The organism is Amycolatopsis sp. NPDC104819 (assembly GCF_055583145.1).
Genome location: NZ_JBVJON010000004.1, coordinates 48707 through 64515, shown reverse-complemented (window position 1 = coordinate 64515; position 15809 = coordinate 48707). Strand labels below are relative to the sequence as shown.

Here is a 15809-nt window from a genome sequence, read left to right as displayed (position 1 = left end):
ACCGGACGAGGAGGAAGAGCCCTCCCTTCGCCGGCATGATCCGGTCAGGTGCGAACGGTCGCGGGGTGACCCGCCTCTCAGCCCGGCTGACCGGACTCCCGTGGCAACCGTGCAGCCTAGTCCAGGACGTACGACCATGGAGACATGACGGAAATCTTGAGCGACTCCGAAGCCGACGGACGACTGGGCGCCGGCTGGACCCGGTCCGGCGCGGTGATCTCCCGCGAGGTGGAGCTGGCGAGCTTCCCGCAGGCGATCGAGGTGGTGGACCGCGTCGCGGTGCTCGCCGAAGCGGCCGACCACCACCCGGACATCGACATCCGCTGGCGCACGTTGACGTTCCGCCTCTCGACCCACTCGGCGGGCGGCTTGACGGAGAAGGACTTCTCGCTGGCCGCCGAGATCGACTCGGTGCTTTCTTCGTTGTGACCTCGGTTACGCTGAGTGCACTTTCTGGCCGTTTCGACGTCTCTCGGTAAACAACTTTGCTAGGAGAGACGAGTCATGACGCAGGCGATCGTGGTCGGCACGGCGGCATTCGCGACGATGGTGGCAGCGGCCGGCGGTGTGCTCTGGTTCACCGCCCGCGGCCGCCGTCACCCGGATGCCGGTGAGTTCGATCACAGCCGCTAACAAACGGCAAGATCAGCGCGCTGAGCAGGGCGGAAGCATCGGATTCGGCCTTAGGAAGAGCCATGAACAGCACCGCCACCCTCACCGCCGCCCAGCGCGCCTGGATCAACGCCCTCGCCCCCGCGGTGGTGCTGATCGCCATCGCCCTGATGGGCCTGCTCGGCTGAACCACCGCCGTCAGTACCGCGGCATGTTCGGGATCGCCTTCTCGGCCACTTCGATGAGGGCCTCCACTTTCGGGACGTCGGCCGCCACGTCCTCCGCAGTCAGCGAAGGCGCCTCCGAGGATCGGTAGGCGACTTCGTTGCGGCGGGCCCGCATCCGGTTGAAGGGGCGCAACACGTGCCCCAACGGCGGGTCGAGCTGAGCGAGCACAGCCTCGTAGACGGTGACGTGCCCACCCCGGCTCGTCACGCGCAGGCCCTGGTTCTGCAAGACGGCCGCCAACGCACGCCGCGCGCCGTCGTAAGCCAGCGTGTACGCGCCTTCCGGATCGGTTTCCTTCAGCCGCAGCGCCGAAGCCAGGTGCGTGCGCGCTCGGACGAGCTCGGCCTCGGCGGCCTCCCGCGACGCCGGAACGTGCTCGATCGCACCGCGGGTGATGAACGCGTCGATCCGCTCACGTCCCTGGTTCCACTGGGGCATCAGGCCTCCTGGCCGAGGTTCACCGGGACCAGCGGACGTTCACGCACGCTGGTGACAAACGGATCCGCGCTCTCAGCAGCCCACGACTCGGGCGAGATCCGGTGCACGTTGACCTCACGGTTCAGCTGCCGCGACACGCCTTCGGCCAGGTCGAAGAGCTCGTCCGGATCGGGCGAGCCGACAACGAGCACGTCGACGTCACCGGGCGGCGGGCCGGGTTCACCGCGGTAACGCGCCGCCCAGGAGCCGTAGATGAAGGCCTCGGTCACGCCGGCCAGCCCGGACAAGGCCTCGGCGAGCAGCGGCATCGGCCCGAAGGTGACCGCGATGAGGTCGCTCAACGGCCGGTAGAGAGGGGTGTCGGTGCGGGCTTTGACCAGCCGGCTCCGGCCGACCCGCCGCGCCTCCAGGATCCCGCCCTCGACGAGCCGCTCGACCTCACGCAGGACGGCGGTGGGCGTGACACCACAGGCGTCGGCGAGCTCCGTGATGGTGTACTCGCGCTCCGGGTGCAGCAGGACGAGCGCGAGCAGCTCACCCTGCATGCGCGAACGCAGCAGGGGCAGCAGGCTCGGCGACGCTTTCATTGGGCGCAGTTTATCCTGCGTCCAATGAAAATAACAACCAGTGATCGAGCGCTACGGAGACAGCGCGTCAGACGTTGAAGCGGAACTCCACCACGTCACCATCGGCCATGACGTAGTCCTTGCCCTCCATGCGGACCTTGCCCGCCGCCCGGGCCGCCGCCATCGAGCCTGCCGCCATCAGGTCGTCGTACGAGACGATCTCCGCCTTGATGAAGCCGCGCTCGAAGTCCGTGTGGATCACGCCCGCCGCTTGGGGGGCCGTTGCGCCCTGGGGGATCGTCCAGGCTCGGGACTCCTTGGGGCCCGCCGTCAGGTACGTCTGCAGCCCCAGCGTGTGGAACCCCGCGCGGGCCAGCGAGTACAGCCCCGGCTCCGGCTGGCCGACCGACTCGAGCAGCTCGCGGACCGACTCCTCGTCGTCCAGCTCCAGCAGCTCCGCCTCGACCTTCGCGTCGAGGAACACCGCGTCCGCGGGCGCGACGAGCTTCGCCAGCTCCTCGCGGCGGGCCTCGTCGGTGAGGATCGACTCATCGGCGTTGAAGACGTAGAGGAACGGCTTCGTCGTCAGCAGGCTCAGCTCGCGCAGCGCGTCGAAGTCGACTTCCTTCTGCGCCTGGAAGAGCGTGCGCCCGGCGTCGAGGATCTCCTTCGCCTTCTGCGCGTTGTCCAGCGCGGGCTTGTTCTCCTTCTTGGTCCGAGCTTCCTTCTCCAGCCGCGGCAGCGCCTTGTCCAGCGTCTGCAGGTCGGCGAGGATCAGCTCGGTGTTGATCGTCTCGATGTCGCTCGACGGGTCGATCCGGCCGTCGACGTGGATCACGTCCGGGTCGTCGAACACGCGGATGACCTGGCAGATCGCGTTGGCCTCACGGATGTTCGCGAGGAACTTGTTGCCCAGCCCGGCGCCCTCGGACGCGCCCTTCACGATGCCCGCGATGTCCACGAAGGACACCACCGCCGGCACGATCTTCTCCGACTTGTGCAGCTCCGCCAGCTTGTCCAGCCGGGGGTCCGGCAGCGGCACCACGCCGACGTTCGGCTCGATCGTCGCGAACGGGTAGTTCGCGGCGAGCACGTCGTTGCGGGTCAGCGCGTTGAACAGGGTGGACTTGCCGACGTTGGGCAGGCCGACGATACCGAGGGTCAGACTCACGATCTCGCAGTCTACGTGGCTCGCCCGGCCGGGCCCCACGCGCCCAGCGCCCCGTCGGATTTCCGCCAGCGACGGCGCTGACCTGCTGGCATGCTCGAATCCATGGTCACCGAAACGCTCGCACTCTGGCGCGACGCCGAGCGCTGCTACCGCGTGGTCACCGCCCGCGACTCACGCTTCGACGGCCAGTTCATCATGGCCGTCCGCACCACCGGCATCTACTGCCGCCCGTCCTGCCCGGCGTCGACGCCGAAGGAGCAGAACGTCCGCTTCTTCCCGACGTCCGCGGCCGCGCAGTCCAACGGCTTCCGCGCCTGCCGCCGGTGCCTGCCCGACGCCGTGCCCGGCTCGCCGGACTGGGACGTGCGCGCCGACCTCGCCGCGCGGGCGATGCGCCTGATCGCCGACGGGACCGTCGAGCGCGAAGGCGTGCCGGGCCTCGCGCGGCGCCTCGGTTATTCGGAACGCCAGCTCGGCCGGGTGCTCACCGCCGAGCTGGGCGCGGGCCCGCTCGCGCTGGCCCGGGCGCACCGAGCGCATTCGGCGCGGCTGCTGATCGAGATGTCCGGGCTGCCGCTGACGGACGTCGCGTTCGCGGCGGGCTTCTCCAGCGTGCGGCAGTTCAACGAGACGATCCGCGAGGTGTTCGCGACAACGCCGTCGCAGCTTCGCGCCTTCGCGGCTTCTCGACGCGGCCGTCACGGCGACGCCAGCGGGACGCGCCTCAGCCTGCGGTTGCCGTTCAGGCCGCCATTCGACGCGCCTGGGTTGCTTCGCTTCTTCGCGGCCTACGCGGTACCGGGCGTCGAGGAAGTCACGGCGACGTCGTTCGCCCGCACGCTGCGGCTCGCCCACGGCAGCGGCAGCGTCCGGCTGACGCCGGAGCCGGACCACGTGCGCTGCGAGCTGCTGCTCACCGACCTGCGCGACCTCGGCAGCGCGGTCAGCCGGGTGCGCCGGCTGCTCGACCTGGACGCCGACCCCGCGGCGGTCACCCGTGTCCTCGGCGCCGACCCGGCGCTGGCGCCGATGGTCGAGGCCGTGCCGGGCATCCGGGTCCCGGGCACGGTCGACGGTGACGAGCTGGTGCTCCGCGCCCTGCTCGACAACCGCGTTCCCGCGGCGCTCGGCGACGAGGTGCCGGGCGAGTGGGGCGTGACGCGCCTGTTCCCGACGGCGGCCCAGATCGCGACGGCGGAGCTGGGCGAGGCCGTCGCCGGCGTCGCGGCCGCATTGGCCGAGGGCACGCTGGACGTCCACGTCGGCCGGGACGCGGCCGAGCTGCGCGCCGACCTGCTGACGTGCCCGGGCATCACGGCGTCGACCGCGGACTACGTGCTCATGCGCGTCCTCGGCGCACCGGACGTCCTGCTGACCGGGGACACCGCCGTCCGGCGGGGCGCCGAAACCCTGGGCATCACACCGGATTCGCTGTCCGAACGAGCCCGGGCGTGGACGCCGTGGTGCTCCTACGCCGGGATGTACCTCCGGCGCGCGGCCTGATCCGGCGTCAGCCCTGCTCGCCTCGCCACAGCAGCGCTTGGGCCACGATCACCTGGTCACCGTCGAAGGTCGCGGCCGGTGAGCCGTGCAGGCGGTAACCGAGCTCCAGCGCCTCGCTGACCCGGTGGCAGAACTTCGCGTCGTCCGGTCCGGTGAGCAGGCGGTAGCGAGGCAGGCCGTTCGGCGGCTGGTCCGTCATGCCTTCATCTTGTCCGAGTCCTCAGCCGGCACGCACCTCCACGGTCGAGCCCGTGCGGGACTTCCGGACGCGCAGCCGGGTCGGGATGCGCTGCCGCAGCTCCTCGACGTGCGACACCAGGCCGACGACCCGCCCGCCCGCGCGGAGCTCGTCGAGGATGTTCATCACGACGTCGAGGGTTTCGGCGTCCAGCGTGCCGAAGCCCTCGTCGACGAACAGCGTGTCCAGCAGCGCGCCGCCGGTCTCCCCGGCGACGACGTCGGCCAGCCCCAACGCCAGGGCCAGCGACGCGAGGAACGACTCGCCACCGGACAGCGTCTTCGCCGGGCGGATCGTGCCGGAGTAGTCGTCCAGCACGTCGATGCCCAGGCCGCCGCGGGTGCCGCGCGCGCCGGCCGCGTCCGAGTGCACAAACGAGTAGCGCCCCTGGCTCATCGTCCGCAGCCGGTGGGTGGCGGCGACGGCGACCTCCTCCAGGCGCGCGGCCAGCACGTACGAGCGCAGCGACATCTTCCGGCTGTTCTGCCCGCGCCCGTTGACCACGTCGGCCAGCGCGCGCAGCTCGGCGTACTCCGCTTCGGCCGGGGCGAGCCCGGCCAGCGCCTTGCGCAGCAGGCCGGCCAGCCGGTCCAGCTCCTCGTGCTGCGTGGTGGCGACCCGCAGCGCCGCGTACGCCGAGTCGGCGCGGGCCCGCGCCAGCTGCGCCGAGTCGGCCGCACGGCCGACGTCCGCGACGTCGTCCGGCGAGATCCCGAAGAGGTCCGGTTCGGACAGCAGCGCCCGCGCTCCCGCCGCGGCCGCTTCGGCCTCGGCGATGCCCTGCTCCAGCTTCTCGATCTGTTCGTCCGGCAGCATCGCGGCCCGTGCCTTCTTCAGCGACGTGAACCCCTTCGCCTTGACCGCCGCCTCGACCAGCGTGCGCTGCTGGGCGACGCGTTCCCGGGCGCCCGCGACCGCCGTCCTGGCTTCGGCGACCGCTTCCAAGGCGCCGGCGAGCCCGATCAGGTGTGTTCGCCGGGCGCCGACGTCCGCGAACTCACCCCGCCCGGCGACCAGACGGCGTTCGCGCTCGGCGAGCCGTTCGTCCAGCGCCCGGACGTCGGCCGTGGCCTCGGCCATCGCCTGCTCGGCGCGGTGCCGGCGCTCGGTCCGCAGCTCGAGGTCGCGTTCCAGCAAGACGACCTGCTCGCCGAGCCTCGCCTTCGCCGCTGCCTGCTGCGTCAACGAACCGACCGCGGCACGGGCTTCGGCCAGCTCGGCCGTGATCGACTCGGCTGTGCGCTCGCCGAGCCGCTCCAGCAGGCCCGCCAGCCGCGCTTTGGCCTCTTCCAGCGCGACGACGACCCGCTGCCGCACCGCGTCGGCGGCCTGCTCGGCTTCCTCGGCGGCCCGCTCCTCGGCCGGGTCGACGAGCTCGACGTCCCGGTTCGCGGGCGCCGGGTGCTCGGCCGACCCGCACACCGGACAAGGCCCGCCCGCCGGCAAGGCGGCGGCCAGCTCCGCCGCCATCCCGTCGAGGCGCCGTTCACGCAGGTCGAGCCGGTGCTGCCGGGCCGCCTGGTGCGCGTCGACTACTTCGCGCAGCTTCGCTTCGCCACGCCCGACTTTCGCGCGAGCCTCGGGCAGCTCGGCCGCGTCGCGCACGAAGGTCCTCAGCTCGTCGACCCGGGCGCGGGCGCCGTCGAGCTTCGCTTCCGCTTCGGCCGCCGCGAGGGCGTCCGACCGCAGTTTGCCCAGCTGGCCGGGGATCGCGGCCAGCTCGGCCGTCAGCTCTTCGACCTGCTGCCCGGCGGTGACGGCGGCCAGTTTCCGGTCGTCGCGCCGCATGACGTCGAGCTCCTGCTGCTCGGCCTCGGCGACCAGCTCCGCCACCGCGCCGGCTTCTTCACGCGCGGTGGCCGCGCGCGCCTTTAGGTCGCCGGTCGCCCGGGTGCCGAACTCGCGTAGCTCGACCCCTCGTGCTTTCTCCGCCTGCTCGGCGTCGGTCAGTTCGGCGGCCCGGCGGTCCAGCAGCTCGGCCTCGACGGCCACCCCGGCCGCCCGCCGCGCGGCCGCGACCTCCTGCGCCCACTCGGCGCGTTGCGGCGCCTGCTCGGTGATCTCGACGAGCCGCAGGTGCGCGGTGCGGACCCGGCGGATCTTCTCGGCGCCCGCGCGTTCTTCCTGCAGGTAGACGTCGGCGCGCTGCGCGGCTGACCGGGCCCGGTTTTCCTCCGCGGTGACCTGCCCGACGCGCTCTTCCGCCGTCGCGAGCACGCTGCCGACCCACTCGGCCACAGCGTCTTCGGGCGGATCCTGCTGCGCCTCCTGCGCATACCTCGCCAGCAGCTCTCGCACTTCGCCCTGGCGTTCCGAGAGCAACCGCCCGCGCTCGGCACGCAGGTCGACGAACCAGCGTTCGACGTCGGCGAAGCGCTCGGTGCCGAACAGCCGCTCCAGCAGCTTCTCGCGCTCGGCGGTGTCCGACCGCAGGAACCGGGCGAACTCGCCCTGCGGCAGCAGCACCACCTGGAAGAACTGGGCCGCGGTCATCCCGAGCAGCCGCTCGACGGTGCGCGCGACCTCCTCGATCCGGATCAGGCCCTCCGGCGGCAGCCCGGCGGGCGCGGTGCCGACCCAGCTCAGCGAGACGCGCGCCTGCTGCGTGGTCGTGCCCTCGCCGCGCCGCTTCGGCCGCTGGTACTCGGGATTGCGCACGATCTTGAGGCGGTGGCCCTGCACGGTGAGTTCGAGCGCGACCTCGGTGATCTGGTCGCGCTCGGCCAGATCGCAGCGCAGCCGCTTCGCCTCGTTGCGCGCGCCGGGGACGACGCCGAACAGCGCGAACGCGATCGCGTCGAGCAAGGTGGTCTTGCCCGCGCCGGTTTCGCCGTGCAGGAGGAAGAGGCCGTCGGCGCCGAGCACGTCGAAGTCGACCACTTCGCGCGCGCAGTACGGCCCGAAGGCCTCGACCTCCAGCCTGTGCAGCCTCATTTCGCGAGCGCCCCCCGGTCGGCCGCTTCGAGCGCGTGGAAAAGGAGCTTCTCTTCGCTCTCGGTCGGCGGGGCGCCGCGGCAGTCGTCGAGGAAGCTGCGCGAGATCTCGATGTCGGACCGGCCGCGCACGGCGTCGGAGTACCGCAGCGGGGCGCCGGCGGACCCGCCCTCGGGCTCCCATTCCAGGTGCACGGCATGGGGGAAGCGCGCGCGCAGCCGCCGCATCGCGTCCACCGGCCGCACCCGGTCGGTGACCGTGACCGAGAGGAAGTGGTCGAGGAGCGTGTCGTGTTCCGGCGCGACCAGCAGGCTTTCGAGCTCGCCGCGGAGGGTGGCCAGCTGGCGCGGGACGGGCAGCTCGTGCCGCCGGACCTCGGCGAGTCCACTGTGGTCCAGGTCGACCAGCCAGACAGATTTCCGTTGCCGCGCTTCGGAAAACGAGTACGCTAGCGGGCTGCCGGAGTACCGCAGGTGCTCGGCGAGCGTCTGCGGGCCGTGGAGGTGGCCGAGCGCGACGTAGTCGACGCCGTCGAAGACCGAGCCGGGCACCTGCTCGACCCCGCCGACCGCTATCGTGCGCTCCGAATCCGTGGGTTCGCCGCCGGTGACGAACGCGTGCGCGAGCACGACGGACCGGGTGCCCGGCCGGGTTCCGAGGTCCGCGCGGATCCGGCGCATGGCCTCGGTGAGCACGCCGGTGTGGCCGCGCGCCTCCGGCACGCCCAGCGCGTGGCGGGCCGGTTCCGGCTCCAGGTAAGGGATTCCGTAGACGGCGACCGGCCCGTGGTCGTCGTCGAACAGCACCGGCTCGGCCAGCCCGCCGACAGTGGTACGCAGGTGCAGCCCGCCCGCCGCGGCGAACTCCGCGAAGGCGCCGAGGCGGGGCGCCGAATCGTGGTTCCCAGGGGTGACGACCAGCTGCGCGCCGGCCGCGCGGATCCGGGCGACGGCCGCGGTGGCCACCCGGACCGCCTCGGCCGAGGGCACCGCGCGGTCGTAGATGTCGCCTGCCACCAGGACGGCGTCGACCGCCTCGCCGGCCACGAGGTCGGCGAGGTGCCCGAGCACCGCTTCCTGTTCCGCGAGCAGGTCGGCGCCGTGGAACGTGCGGCCGACGTGCCAGTCGGAGGTGTGCAGGAATCTCACGGTGGCCAAGGTACGACCCGGCTCCGACGAAATCGCGCCGACTCGCCGCCAGCTCACTCGAACGTGTGTACTAACACGAGCGTGCGGATCGGACACGCCCTGCGTGCGGCCGATTTGTTTGCAGGTCAGCTACCCGGAGCGACGGAACGGGTGCGATTTTTGTCGGTGCGGTCCGCCATGATGTCCCCGCGGTCCGATCCAGGCGGCCCGGAGGGAGGAGAGACCAGTGGCGACAGTGCTGACCACGGCGGCGATCGTGCTCGCGGTCCTGCTGTTGTTCGCCGTGGCGGTGTTGTGGCGGCTGTACAACGACGGGATGCGCCGGGCGGACGCGGCGGCCCGGCTGGTGGCGGCGGAGCGGGCCAAGGCGGATCAGCAGCAGCTGGCGTTGCGGCGGTACGAGGTGGCGTTCGCGTCGATCAGCGGGCGCGGCGAGCTGGGCGAGCAGGTGCTGGTAGAGACGGCGCGGGCGCTGGGGTTGCGCGAGGAGCTCCACTTCACGTTGCAGACCGACCTGGCCGGCGGCGGCGCGGCGAAGCCGGACATGATCCTGCGGGTGGGCGGCGGCCGCACGGTGCCGGTCGACGCGAAGGCGAGCATGGCCACGTGGTCCGAAGCGGTGGAGACGGACAACCCGGAGGAGCGGCTCGACGCGCTGCGCACGCACGTCCGGCAGATCCGGTCACGGGCGGCCGAGCTGGCGGGCAAGGGCTACCAACGCTGGGCGGACGCGATCTACGGCACGATCATGTTCGTCCCGTCCGACGCGGCGGTGGTCGCGGCGCTGGACACCGACCCGGAGCTGCTGCGCTGGCTCATCGACCGCCGGGTGTTCTTGTGCGGCCCGACCGGCTTCGGAGTCCTGGCCTCGGCGGCCCTGTTCGCGGCCAGCGACCGAACACTCGAAGCGGACATCGACGCAGTCCGCACGGGAGCAGCGGCGGCCCACCGCGCAGCGGGCGGCGCGGTGGACGCACTGAACCTGTCGAGCACCCATCTCCAGCGGTTCCTGTCGGCCCGGAGGCGAGAGCTGGAGGCGCTGGAGACCTTCCGGGCGACGGTGGCCCCGCTCAGTGAGGCGTCGGGGAGCCCGGCGCCGGTTCCTCCGGTGCGGAAGGGAGACGAACTGGCGGCTAGCTGAGGTTTGGCGGCGGCTGGCTCTTCGCGCCGGGTCGCGGTTGGACGGCGGGTCCTCGGGCCGGGTCGCGGACGGATGGCTCGGGTGTCTGTAGGTCGGTCGGCGAGGCGATCGCTTGGGTACGCGAACCGACCGCGCGGATGCCGCGGGGAGTGCCATGGCGGGGCGAGGCCGCGGTGGCGAGCGGACTGCGGCCAGCGCGGGGACGGCGCGCGGCAGTGCGCAGGTCGGCGGCCAGGGCGGGAAGGCCCGCAGCAGTGCTGGCGGCGCACGGGTCGGCGGCCACCGCGGGCTACCCGCGGCAGTGCTGGCAGCGCGCGGCGGTCCTGCGTTCGCGGCGAGCCATGGTGCCCTGTGAGGTGGCAATGTGCGCGACGGCGCTGCGAGCGCGGAGCAGCCCCGCGCTCGCAGCGCTCGGTGGCCCTCGTTCGCGCCGGCCAGCCCTCGCGGCGAGACTCGGCACCGGGCGAGGCCCATATGCGCGGTGGCGCGTTCGCGCAGCGAGATGCGCTCGCTGCTCGCCTCGACACTCGCAAGGTGACGAGGTGCTCGGCGGCACGTGGGCGCGATCGCATGCAGCGACCTGCGTCTGCCGCAAGACTCGCCCTCGGCACCCGGCGAGCCCTCCACGGCTCGGACGGCGGGCGAGCGCAGCTGCGCAGCGGCTTGCGCTCGCGCCAACTTCGGCAGCGGAGAGTTGCGGCTAGCCACGCGCCCCCAGCACTCGCGACGCATGGCTCGCCTGGCGGCTGCGGTGACCAGCGACCATCCCACCGCCGGGCGGGCTGCGCTCGCGGCCGCCTAGCGGCAGGTCGCGGCGATGGCCAGCATCCGGCGACCACTCATCGCCGCAGCGGTGCGTGAGCGGGAACACCGCAGCGCCCGGCCGCGCAGCGGTTCGCGCTCGTCCCCTCGACATCCGAGCGCACCCACCCCGCCCAACCGCACCCAAAGCCCCCACCTGCGACAACCCCGCCCCGGCACCTCGATCCGAAAGGACTGGACCACCACCACAGCACCACCCCGCTCCGCCACCGGAATCACGCCGCCGGGTGGCGATACACCCACGTCGGCGGCGGTGCTGGCAAGATCTTCACAACCACGAGATACGGTGTTGTGCTGTGACCGCGATTCGCGATCGCCAGAGCGATCCAGATGCCGACGACGTCCCCGTGCCGTGGGACGAGCGTCCTGTCGTCGGTTCGAGGCGGGGGCTTCCGTGGTGGGCGGCGGTTCTCGTCGGCCTCGGGCTGGCCGTTGTCGGCGCCCTCGTCGGGAAGCCGACCCAGACCACCATCCCCGTGATCTTCACGGTCCTCTACATCGGCGGGGCCGTGATCGCGGTCTGCGCGGTGCGCCGCCGGGGGCTGTTCGGGCCGATGGTCATGCCGCCGCTCGTGCTGGCCGTGACCGTGCCCGGCGTGATCCTGCTGACCTCGGGCTCCGAGGGCGACGACACGCTCTCGAAGGTGCTGAGCATCGGCACCCCGCTGATCAACGGCTTCCCGATCATGGCCATCACCACCGGCATCACGCTGCTGATCGGGTTCGTCCGGATCGCCCGCGAGCGCGACCCGGACGCCCCGAAGAAGGCCAAGCGCGCCGCCGACGACGACGGTGGTGACGAGAAGCCGCGCACCAACCGGCCGCGGCCGGCGGGCTCGAACCGCACCGGCCAGACCCCGGTGCCGCCGAGCCGGCGTGGCCGGGAAGGCGAACCGCCCCGCCGGCCACGCCCGCCCGCCGAGGGTGATCGTCGTCCGCAGCGGGCCGCGCCCGCCGAACGTGACCGTGGGGCGCGCAAGCCGCCGCCCGCGGCGGGACGTCGGGCGCCGCGGCCGGACGAAGGTGATCCGCGCCGCCAGCCTCGCGCTGCCGGTGATGCTCCGCGGCGACGTCCGCGTCCGCCCGCCGAAGACGGCCGGGACACGCCGCCGCGGCGGCCGTCCGGCGGCCGGGGTGCGCCGCCGCGGCGGAACCGTCCTTGGGACGACGAAGACCGCTGATCCGCGAAACGGCGGCCACCTCTCGCGAGAGCGAGAGCGAGAGCGGGAAGTGGCCGCCGTTCACCAAGCTCAGACCTTGCGCAGCTCCTTCGGCGGCGCGAAGGTGATCTTCTCGTTGGCCGTCGTGACCTCGTCGACGTCGCCGTAGCCCCGCTCGGCCAGCCAGGCCAGCAGGTCCATGACCAGCTCGTCCGGCACCGAAGCGCCCGAGGTGACCCCCACCGTCGTCACGCCGGAAAGCCAGGCTTCGTCGACCTCGTGCGCGAAGTCGACCAGATACGACGCCCGGGCGCCCGCCTTCAGCGCGACCTCGACCAGGCGCTTCGAGTTGGACGAGTTCGTCGACCCGACCACCAGCACCAGGTCGCACTCGGCGGCCATCGCCTTGACCGCGACCTGACGGTTGGTCGTCGCGTAACAGATGTCGTCGCTCGGCGGGTCCGCCAGCCCCGGGAAGCGCTCGCGGAGCTGGTCGACGCGCTCCATCGTCTCGTCGACCGACAGCGTCGTCTGGGACAGCCAGATCACCTTCGACGGGTCGCGCACCTCGACCTTGTCGACGTCCTCGGCCTTGTCGACCAGCTGGACCTTGTCCGGCGCCTCGCCGGCGGTGCCCTCGACCTCCTCGTGGCCTTCGTGGCCGATCAGGAGGATGTCGTAGTCGTCCTTCGCGAAGCGGTTGACCTCCTTGTGCACCTTCGTCACCAGGGGGCAGGTCGCGTCGATCGTGCGCAGGTTCCGGTCCGCCGCCTCCTGGTGCACCATCGGCGAGACGCCGTGGGCGGAGAACACCACGAGCGCGCCCTCGGGCACCTCGGACGTCTCGTCGACGAAGATCGCGCCGCGTTCGCGCAGCGTCTCGACCACGTGCTTGTTGTGCACGATCTCCTTGCGGACGTACACCGGGGCGCCGTAGACCTCGAGAGCCTTCTCGACGGCGATCACCGCGCGGTCGACACCCGCGCAGTAACCACGGGGTTTGGCGAGCAGCACCCGCTTGCCGGAGGCGGTTCCGGTGATCGTCGGGGTACCCGCGGGCTCGATTCCGGGACTCGCTGAACTCATGGCACCCAGGGTACGGGCAGTCCCGAGACGAACTCGAAGTCCCTTTCGGGTGAGCTTCGTCCCTCTTCAGAGCTGTGCGTGGGGTCACGCTCAGCACCCGAACCCACCCTTTCGGTTGGGCAGGATGGCGTAGATGCGGCAGGCTATACGCATGAAGCCATTCCCGCTCCCCCTCCGGGTCGCCGCGGGCCTCGCCGTCAGCACCGCCGAGCGGGTTCGTGAGCTTCCCCGGCAGCTCGCCGGGCTCCCGGTGACCGTGGTCAGCCAGGTCCTGCAGGCGTCCATGCGGGTGCAGCAGCACGTCACCGAGCTGGCGATCAAGGGTGACAACGCCCTCTCGAGCCTGCGCCCGGTCGAGGACACGCCCAGCTGGGCGACCTTCGACGAGGACCTCGACGTCTCCCCCGCCCGGCCGAACCTGGCGCCGGTCGCGGACGTGCCCGAGCCCCGGTCCGAGATCACGGACATCAACGGTCACGTTCCGTCAGCGGCCGAGCTCGAAGAGGAGCTCGGCGACCCGTGGGCCGAGGAGGAGCGCGCGCTCGCCGAGGAGCACGCCGACGGCGAGAACGACGCCGCGGAGGAGAACAAGCCGAAGCCGGGCACGCCCGCGGTCGACAAGAAGACCAAGGACGAGACCCCGCGGACCAGCGCCGGCGGGTACGACGGCCCGGCCGGGCTGACCGGCTACGACCAGCTCACCCTCCCGCAGCTGCGGGCGCGGCTGCGCCAGCTCTCGATCGCCCAGCTCGAGACGATCCTCGAGTACGAGCGCGCGAACGCCGACCGCTCGTCCTTCACCGGGATGCTCTCGCGCCGGATCGCCAACGCCCGCAAGGCCGAGCAGGCGAAGGAAAACGGCGACGGCACGGAAGGCCCGTGACCGAGACCGAAGCGAGCACCGCCGAGAAGCCCTGGCCGGTCCGGACCGTCGCGCGCAAGATCGGCGACTGGATCCACCGGCTCGGCACGGTCTGGGTCGAGGGCCAGGTCACGCAGGTCAACTCCCGGCCGAACACGCAGACCGCGTTCCTGACGCTGCGCGACCCTTCGGCCGACGTCTCGATGTCGGTCACCTGCCCGAACTGGCTGATCCGCGAGATGGAGCCGCCGCTGCGCGAAGGCGCCAGCGTGGTGGTGCACGCGAAGCCGTCGTTCTTCTTCGGCCGCGGCACGATCAGCCTGCGCGCCGACCAGATCCGCGCGGTCGGCATCGGCGAGCTGCTGGCCCGGATCGAGCGGCTGCGGAAGCTGCTGGCCGCCGAAGGCCTCTTCTCCCCGCAGCGCAAGCGGCCGATCCCGTTCCTGCCGAAGGGGGTCGGGCTGATCACCGGCCGCGCGTCGGCCGCCGAGCGGGACGTGCTGGTCAATGCCCAGACGCGGTGGCCGCACGTCCGGTTCAAGGTGCTCAACACCGCCGTCCAGGGCTCGCAGGCGGTGCCGCAGGTCATGCGCGCGCTGAAGATCCTGGACGCCGATCCCGAAATCGACGTCATCGTCATCGCCCGCGGCGGCGGCAGCGTCGAGGACCTGCTGCCCTTCTCCGACGAGGCGCTCTGCCGCGCGGTCTCGGCCGCGGGCACGCCGGTCGTCAGCGCGATCGGGCACGAGCCGGACACCCCGCTGCTCGACCACGTCGCCGACCTGCGCTGTTCGACGCCGACCGACGCGAGCAAGCGGATCGTGCCGGACCTGCGCGAGGAGACCGAGCGGGTCCGGCAGATGCGTGACCGCGGCCGCCGCGCGCTGCACGGCTGGGTCGACACCCAGACGCGGCTGCTGACCCAGATCCGCAGCCGCCCGTCGCTGGCCGACCCGCTGGGCCCGATCCAGCGCCGCCAGGACGACGTCGACGTCCACCGCGAACGCGCGCGCCGCGCCATGCTGACCCTGCTCGCCAAGGACCAGGCCGAGACCGCGAGCGCGCGGGCCCGGCTCACCGCGCTCGGGCCGGCCGCGACGCTGGCCCGCGGGTACGCGGTTGTGCAGTTCGTCGACGCCGAAGGCAACCTCCAGGTACTCCGCTCCGTCTCCGAAGTCGAGGCCGGTGCCCAGCTGCGCGTGCGGGTGGGTGACGGCGCGATCGGCGCGGTGGCGGAAGGAGAGCAGGGGTGACGTTCCTCCCGCTGACGGTGGACGCGGCTCGCCGCCTGGGCGCATGGCCGCTGCTGGACCAGGCGGTGCGCACCGACCGGGCCGCGGCCGAGTGCTGGACGGCGCTGCTCGCCGGCTGCGGGACGGCCGCGCGCCGTGACCTGGGCCCGCAGCTGCGCCGGCTGTCCGAAGCGACGTCGATGCAGGTCGGTTCACGCTGGTGGTTCGCCGAGGGCGCCGGGCACCGCAAGCGCGTCGCGGGGGCGCAGGAGAACCTCGAAGAGGCGATCGCGGAGGGTGACGGCCAGGAGTTCGCCCTCGCCTTCGTCGGGTACGACCACGCCATGGCCAGCGCGGTAGTGTGCGCGCACAGCCCAAGCCGGAAGGTCGGAGAACGCCCAGCGTGAGTGAAGCCAGCGAGGAACTCGGCTACGAGCAGGCCCGCGATCGCCTCGTCGAGGTCGTCCGCGAACTCGAAGCCGGTGGCCTGTCCCTCGAGCAGTCGCTCGCGCTGTGGGAGAAGGGCGAGAAGCTCGCGAAGGTGTGTGAGCGGCACCTCGAAGGCGCCCGCGAACGCGTCGAGGCCGCTCTGGCGTCCGTCGAGGACGAAACCGGCAACGGCCAGTGACGTTTGCCATGCTTCGGGCGACTGGACCGACCCGCGGTAT

General features: G+C 72.2%; 16 protein-coding genes and 1 riboswitch. Of the genes, 9 read left to right on the top strand and 7 right to left on the bottom strand.

Going from position 1 to position 15809, the window contains the following annotated elements; translation table 11 throughout:
• Positions 1 to 4: 4 nt before the first annotated feature.
• Positions 5 to 112: riboswitch (TPP riboswitch) on the bottom strand.
• Positions 113 to 144: 32 nt separating this feature from the next.
• Entirely contained in the window at positions 145 to 429 is a 285-nt protein-coding gene (locus tag ACZ63E_RS13070) for a 4a-hydroxytetrahydrobiopterin dehydratase (RefSeq protein WP_465336160.1), read from the top strand.
• A gap of 75 nt (positions 430 to 504) precedes the next feature.
• Complete coding sequence (locus ACZ63E_RS13065; RefSeq protein ID WP_364453334.1) at positions 505 to 633, top strand: hypothetical protein; 129 nt, start codon at positions 505 to 507, stop codon at positions 631 to 633.
• Positions 634 to 810: 177 nt separating this feature from the next.
• Here the strand turns inward: ACZ63E_RS13065 and ACZ63E_RS13060 are convergent, their stop codons facing one another.
• The 3 genes from ACZ63E_RS13060 to ychF form a co-directional block, all read right to left on the bottom strand.
• Positions 811 to 1278 (bottom strand): hypothetical protein, encoded by a 468-nt coding sequence (locus tag ACZ63E_RS13060; RefSeq protein ID WP_465314272.1) that lies wholly within the window; start codon positions 1276 to 1278, stop codon positions 811 to 813.
• Entirely contained in the window at positions 1278 to 1865 is a 588-nt protein-coding gene (locus ACZ63E_RS13055) for an ArsR family transcriptional regulator (RefSeq protein ID WP_465336159.1), read from the bottom strand. The genes ACZ63E_RS13060 and ACZ63E_RS13055 overlap by 1 nt, the downstream gene beginning before the upstream one ends.
• A 67-nt stretch (positions 1866 to 1932) precedes the next feature.
• Positions 1933 to 3015 carry a redox-regulated ATPase YchF gene (ychF, locus tag ACZ63E_RS13050; RefSeq protein ID WP_465336158.1) on the bottom strand — a complete coding sequence of 361 codons (1083 nt, stop codon included), beginning with the start codon at positions 3013 to 3015 and terminating at the stop codon, positions 1933 to 1935.
• Positions 3016 to 3117: 102 nt separating this feature from the next.
• On the opposite strand from ychF, the gene ACZ63E_RS13045 reads away from it, so the two are divergent.
• A complete protein-coding gene (locus ACZ63E_RS13045; protein ID WP_465336700.1) occupies positions 3118 to 4518 on the top strand; it encodes a DNA-3-methyladenine glycosylase 2 family protein in 1401 nt (466 codons plus the stop codon).
• Between the two features lie 7 nt (positions 4519 to 4525).
• Here ACZ63E_RS13045 and ACZ63E_RS13040 read toward each other — a convergent pair whose 3' ends face one another.
• Genes ACZ63E_RS13040 through ACZ63E_RS13030 form a run of 3 tightly spaced genes read right to left on the bottom strand, consistent with a single transcriptional unit; the run spans position 4526 to position 8838 of the window.
• Entirely contained in the window at positions 4526 to 4717 is a 192-nt protein-coding gene (locus ACZ63E_RS13040) for a DUF1737 domain-containing protein (protein WP_465336157.1), read from the bottom strand.
• A 21-nt stretch (positions 4718 to 4738) separates the two neighbouring features.
• Positions 4739 to 7690, bottom strand: a complete 2952-nt coding sequence (locus ACZ63E_RS13035) for an AAA family ATPase (RefSeq protein ID WP_465336156.1) — start codon at positions 7688 to 7690, stop codon at positions 4739 to 4741.
• Positions 7687 to 8838 carry an exonuclease SbcCD subunit D gene (locus tag ACZ63E_RS13030; protein WP_465336155.1) on the bottom strand — a complete coding sequence of 384 codons (1152 nt, stop codon included), beginning with the start codon at positions 8836 to 8838 and terminating at the stop codon, positions 7687 to 7689. The genes ACZ63E_RS13035 and ACZ63E_RS13030 overlap by 4 nt, the downstream gene beginning before the upstream one ends.
• A gap of 226 nt (positions 8839 to 9064) precedes the next feature.
• Here ACZ63E_RS13030 and rmuC point away from each other — a divergent pair, with 226 nt between their 5' ends.
• Together rmuC and ACZ63E_RS13020 are read left to right on the top strand one after the other, a co-directional pair.
• Positions 9065 to 9979: a DNA recombination protein RmuC gene (rmuC, locus tag ACZ63E_RS13025; RefSeq protein WP_465336154.1), complete on the top strand. Its 915-nt coding sequence runs from the start codon at positions 9065 to 9067 to the stop codon at positions 9977 to 9979.
• Between the two features lie 1118 nt (positions 9980 to 11097).
• On the top strand, positions 11098 to 11982 hold the full coding sequence (locus ACZ63E_RS13020; RefSeq protein ID WP_465336153.1) for a DUF6542 domain-containing protein: 885 nt from the start codon (positions 11098 to 11100) through the stop codon (positions 11980 to 11982).
• 69 nt (positions 11983 to 12051) lie between these two features.
• Here the strand turns inward: ACZ63E_RS13020 and ACZ63E_RS13015 are convergent, their stop codons facing one another.
• A complete protein-coding gene (locus ACZ63E_RS13015) occupies positions 12052 to 13047 on the bottom strand; it encodes a 4-hydroxy-3-methylbut-2-enyl diphosphate reductase (protein ID WP_465336152.1) in 996 nt (331 codons plus the stop codon).
• A 151-nt stretch (positions 13048 to 13198) separates the two neighbouring features.
• On the opposite strand from ACZ63E_RS13015, the gene ACZ63E_RS13010 reads away from it, so the two are divergent.
• The 4 genes from ACZ63E_RS13010 to ACZ63E_RS12995 are packed head-to-tail and all read left to right on the top strand — an operon-like array spanning position 13199 to position 15769.
• Positions 13199 to 13930 (top strand): lipid droplet-associated protein, encoded by a 732-nt coding sequence (locus ACZ63E_RS13010; protein ID WP_465336151.1) that lies wholly within the window; start codon positions 13199 to 13201, stop codon positions 13928 to 13930.
• A complete protein-coding gene (gene xseA, locus ACZ63E_RS13005; RefSeq protein ID WP_465314285.1) occupies positions 13927 to 15162 on the top strand; it encodes an exodeoxyribonuclease VII large subunit in 1236 nt (411 codons plus the stop codon). Before ACZ63E_RS13010 ends, xseA begins: the two co-directional genes overlap by 4 nt.
• Positions 15159 to 15548: a hypothetical protein gene (locus tag ACZ63E_RS13000; RefSeq protein ID WP_465314286.1), complete on the top strand. Its 390-nt coding sequence runs from the start codon at positions 15159 to 15161 to the stop codon at positions 15546 to 15548. Before xseA ends, ACZ63E_RS13000 begins: the two co-directional genes overlap by 4 nt.
• Positions 15545 to 15769: an exodeoxyribonuclease VII small subunit gene (locus tag ACZ63E_RS12995; protein ID WP_465336150.1), complete on the top strand. Its 225-nt coding sequence runs from the start codon at positions 15545 to 15547 to the stop codon at positions 15767 to 15769. The genes ACZ63E_RS13000 and ACZ63E_RS12995 overlap by 4 nt, the downstream gene beginning before the upstream one ends.
• The last annotated feature ends 40 nt before the right edge of the window (positions 15770 to 15809 follow it).

Coding starts and splice junctions, on each gene's coding strand:
- ACZ63E_RS13070 (WP_465336160.1), top strand. CDS start 145: ATGACGGAAATCTTGAGCGACTCCGAAGCCGACGGACGACTGGGCGCC.
- ACZ63E_RS13065 (WP_364453334.1), top strand. CDS start 505: ATGACGCAGGCGATCGTGGTCGGCACGGCGGCATTCGCGACGATGGTG.
- ACZ63E_RS13060 (WP_465314272.1), bottom strand. CDS start 1,278: ATGCCCCAGTGGAACCAGGGACGTGAGCGGATCGACGCGTTCATCACC.
- ACZ63E_RS13055 (WP_465336159.1), bottom strand. CDS start 1,865: ATGAAAGCGTCGCCGAGCCTGCTGCCCCTGCTGCGTTCGCGCATGCAG.
- ACZ63E_RS13045 (WP_465336700.1), top strand. CDS start 3,118: ATGGTCACCGAAACGCTCGCACTCTGGCGCGACGCCGAGCGCTGCTAC.
- ACZ63E_RS13040 (WP_465336157.1), bottom strand. CDS start 4,717: ATGACGGACCAGCCGCCGAACGGCCTGCCTCGCTACCGCCTGCTCACC.
- ACZ63E_RS13035 (WP_465336156.1), bottom strand. CDS start 7,690: ATGAGGCTGCACAGGCTGGAGGTCGAGGCCTTCGGGCCGTACTGCGCG.
- ACZ63E_RS13015 (WP_465336152.1), bottom strand. CDS start 13,047: ATGAGTTCAGCGAGTCCCGGAATCGAGCCCGCGGGTACCCCGACGATC.
- ACZ63E_RS13010 (WP_465336151.1), top strand. CDS start 13,199: ATGAAGCCATTCCCGCTCCCCCTCCGGGTCGCCGCGGGCCTCGCCGTC.